This is a genomic window from Bacillus sp. 220_BSPC (assembly GCF_001054655.1).
Classification (GTDB): domain Bacteria; phylum Bacillota; class Bacilli; order Bacillales; family DSM-1321; genus Peribacillus; species Peribacillus frigoritolerans.
In genome coordinates this window covers 1-3,906 of sequence record NZ_JVPL01000004.1, presented here as the reverse complement: position 1 = coordinate 3,906, position 3,906 = coordinate 1, and the positions used below count along the sequence as shown (strand labels likewise).

4 protein-coding genes are annotated in these 3,906 nt (G+C 29.6%); 3 read left to right on the top strand and 1 reads right to left on the bottom strand.

What is annotated here, in order from left to right; translation table 11 throughout:
- Positions 1 to 944, bottom strand: a 944-nt coding sequence (locus ADA55_RS00190; protein WP_048677841.1) for a hypothetical protein, incomplete at its 3' end; no start/stop codon positions are given.
- Between the two features lie 283 nt (positions 945 to 1,227).
- On the opposite strand from ADA55_RS00190, the gene ADA55_RS00185 reads away from it, so the two are divergent.
- From ADA55_RS00185 to ADA55_RS00175, 3 genes are all read left to right on the top strand, one after another.
- Positions 1,228 to 1,722, top strand: coding sequence for a recombinase family protein (locus ADA55_RS00185; RefSeq protein ID WP_311765541.1), 495 nt, complete (start codon positions 1,228 to 1,230; stop codon positions 1,720 to 1,722).
- A gap of 178 nt (positions 1,723 to 1,900) precedes the next feature.
- Complete coding sequence (locus ADA55_RS00180) at positions 1,901 to 2,704, top strand: sce7726 family protein (RefSeq protein ID WP_048677839.1); 804 nt, start codon at positions 1,901 to 1,903, stop codon at positions 2,702 to 2,704.
- A complete protein-coding gene (locus ADA55_RS00175; RefSeq protein WP_048677837.1) occupies positions 2,705 to 3,649 on the top strand; it encodes a sce7725 family protein in 945 nt (314 codons plus the stop codon). It abuts the gene before it with no gap.
- The last annotated feature ends 257 nt before the right edge of the window (positions 3,650 to 3,906 follow it).

Sequence of the window (3,906 nt, the reverse complement as noted above, 5' to 3'; positions counted from 1 at the left end):
ATTTCATGGTTATCAAATGAAATCGAATTAGGGTCAACTTTAAATTTATGTCCAAGTTTTTGAAGTTCTCTTGAAATAAAATTAACTTGTTCATTTGGTTCAACAGTATAAGGAATAACTAAAAGATCAATCCTTAAATCTTTGCATCTATCTACTTTGATTTGGTCAACCTTTATCCTTTCTTCGACACTTTGATTCATCCTACTATAAAAGAAATCGATATGTTCATAATGTTGTTTCCCTTGAAACTCAAATGCAATTTTTAATTCTTCGTTGTAACCGTCTAGTTCATAGTTATCTCCCAAAATATTACGAGTCTTTATAAACTTTGCATCGAATAATTGCTCAAGTATATATCTACATCTTTCTTCATTTATATAAATTGTACAATTAGGACACCAATGTCCGTTAATAACATGCTTAGGAATAGCTTCAAACTCATGCCCATTCGAACAACTCCATTTTAGCTTTGTAAAGACATTGGTATAATTAGAAGATAGACATTTTCCACCATAATTTTTAGCAATTTTATGCATTTTCTCTATTGAATATTTATGTTTTCCAGCACAGTATGGACACCATGTTCCTCTTAAAATACTTGAAGGTGTACTTTCGAATATATGCCCTTCCTTACATTTAAAAGGTAATTTTGTAATTTGATTTATATATTTATTAGAAAGACACTTACCTTCTCTTTCTTCTGCTTTTTGTTTTAGTAATTCAATAGTAACGTTTTTATGAAAATTTCTATTCTCTTTTTTACGAGAACAAATAGGACACCATGCTCCTTTTCTAATATGTTTAGGGAGTGTCTCCCAAACATGCCCATTGGAGCACTTCCAAGTTAATTTTGTTAATTGATTTTTATACTCTTCGGATAAGCACCACCCCCCTTTCTCGGATGCAATATTTCTCATGTCGTCAATAGTAAGTGATTTGCTCATTTTACTCCCCCTTAACCTAAAATTATGTACCACCCTTATTATTCATATTTATTATAACAGGGAGTTGAATAGTTCTGGATTTAAAAGGAAAAAATATAAAATTTCGAAAAACGAATATTTAAAGATGATTTTTAAAGGTATACCTTTAAGGCTGACATAATTACTCATTAAATCATGTTTGAAAGATTTGAAATTAATTTTAAAAACGTTTGTAAAATAAGTATACTTTTATAAACGTATTGGTTTAAATTGTATTATAGATAACCAATGGAGAGGACTATTAATGAGTAATAAGACTTTTGCTTACTTAAGGGTTTCAAGCAAAGACCAAAATGAAGCAAGGCAACTAAAGGAAATCTTCGATTTAGGAATTAATGATCGTGACGTTTTCATTGATAAGGAGAGCGGAAAGGATTTTAATAGACCGCAATATCATGTATTAAAGCAATGCTTGCGAGAAGGGGATTTACTTTATATTAAATCAATTGACAAATTTGGTAGAAACTCAAAAGAAATAAAGAAAGAATGGAAAGAAATCACCCAAGATATTAAAGCTGACATAAAAGTCTTAGATATGCCATTATTGGATACAACACAATATAAAGACAAATTAGGAACGTTTGTAAGTGAATTGGTACTCCAAGTATTATCATTTTTTGCTGAGCGGGAAAGGGAAAATATTAAAACAAGACAAGCGGAAGGAATAGCAATAGCCAAATCGAGAGGAACACATTTGGGAAGACCAAAGCTTAATTTAGATACTCTAAGTAAGAAGTAAAGAATATACCTGGAAAAAAATTATCAAGCGTGGAAGGAAAAGAATATTACAGGAGTGCAATTTGCAAACATATTACAATTAAAAAAGAACTCTTTTTATAAAATTATTAAACAATATGAGGAAAGTCTTCTGGGATAATAAATATAATTGAATAAGTTGAAAGAAAAGAGTGGGATAGGTGGATAGTGCAAAGTTTAATGAATGGTTTAATAGAAAGACAATAACGAAGTTAATTGAAAGAGATATTGATGTGGAAATATCAAATCAAATAAAAAACTCCAAAAGCTTATATAAAGAATTAGCTGCAACTTATAGAAATGAGTTTTTTTATAAAAATACCCTATTTAATAAATATGTTTTAGGGATTCATAGTTTGAATACAACTGTTGCTTTAAGTGAAATAGAGATTGATAATTCAAAGGCAGATTTTGCAATAATTAATAAGAACAAATCTTTCGTTGTAGAGATAAAAACTGATTTAGACACATTAGATAAATTAATTTATCAAATTGAAGATTATTATAAAGTATTCTCTTTAGTATATGTCCTAACTTCTGAGAATTACTATTATCAAGTGTATCGTTTAGTTAAAGACACGAAAGTAGGAATTATGGTATTAACAAAGAGAAATACCATTAGTATTCGTAAATATGCTAAAGATGACTTTAATAAATTAAAACATGAAAACCTCTTCAGAATCTTAAGAAAGCAAGAATATGAGGATTTAATTAAAGAACAGTTCGAAGAAGTTCCAGAGGTAAAACCTATTTATAGATATTCGGTTTATTTAAACATGTTTAAATATTTAGATATAGAAAAATCCCAAAAATTAGTATTTAATAAGGTTTTAAGGAGGATAAATGGGTATGATGTAGAATATTTAACGGGAGTGCCTTTGGAATTAAGGTGGCTAGTTTATCAATCACATCTAAATCGTGAAAAATTTGAGAGGCTCTTGAATAATTTACAAGGGGGCATTTGAATGTATTTTCCGTTTTTACGAGGTAAACAGCATGAGTTATTTGCATTAAGGGATTTGAATGATTCAAAAGTTTTGTCAGATGAAATATTGCCAGTTATCGAACCTGTGAAATATTCTACACAGTTAATAAGTACAGTGAGAGGCTTACTTAATGATAATCGTAAACTGATTATGATAATGAATCCAATTGTAGGAACATTTGTAGATGATTTAAATGATAATGAAGAACAAATGGAAGAAATTTTAGAGCTTATGGGCCATCCAAACGCGACGATTGGTTATCATATTAACTCGAATAACGCTTTAGATGAATTGCCGCAGCTTGTCAAAAGATGTGGTGGAACTTTGGAAGATACAGCTATTTTTCACAATGATTTAAGAAATCTAGATTATTATGAAGTAATATTTGGTGACCATGAAGCACGGTTTAATTTTATTCCGGACATAAAGCCACTCAAAAGACGTTTTGCAAATAATAATGGGGTAATTTTAAGAGATTCTTTTATAAAACGTACGCCTAACGCTGAATATTTGAATCACCAGGTTGAATGGTTTTCTTCAGACCATTTAGATTTTGAACAAGAAGGATTTTTGGGTTTTTCTGATTATTCAATTGTAGGTGAAGAATATACAGAAAGTGGCTTTGGTGCAAAAGCTGTTGCTATTCATATTATTTACCCAGATGAATCTAATAATTTGTGGGTAAGCCATTTTGTATCCGATTCAAATGAAAATCGTGCAGACCAAGCAGGTAAATTTGGTGAAGCTCTTTACAAATTCGTAGATTGGTATAAGCAAAATAAAACAGCTTTAATTGATACACAAGGGCTAAATGAATTAATAGACTGTGATAAAAACGGGAATTTTCCTGGTTTAGGAATGTTGAAACGTTATTCAATTAAACACCACTTGGAGCTTGTTGGTAATATGTTAGTGAAAGTTTAAAATATAAAAAATAGAGTGGTTATATTTTATATAGGTTGATAGGTATATCATTTTTTGGGTAAGGTGAAAAAAATAATATGCACATAGCCTTAAAATATCCTTTAAAGCTATTCATGACTATGCCATAAAACCACCTGTAATAGGAATTATTAAGTCAATAAATGTTGATTTATTCAAGGTTTTATAAAATTCTTTCCCGTACTTACCGTTTGCAATTATTAGGTATTAAAAAAGATACTCACGTTATTATTGTAGAC

What these genes read in the sequence shown, in the direction of transcription:
- ADA55_RS00185 (WP_311765541.1), top strand. Translation starts at nt 1,228, where the DNA reads ATGAGTAATAAGACTTTTGCTTACTTAAGGGTTTCAAGCAAAGACCAA.
- ADA55_RS00175 (WP_048677837.1), top strand. Translation starts at nt 2,705, where the DNA reads ATGTATTTTCCGTTTTTACGAGGTAAACAGCATGAGTTATTTGCATTA.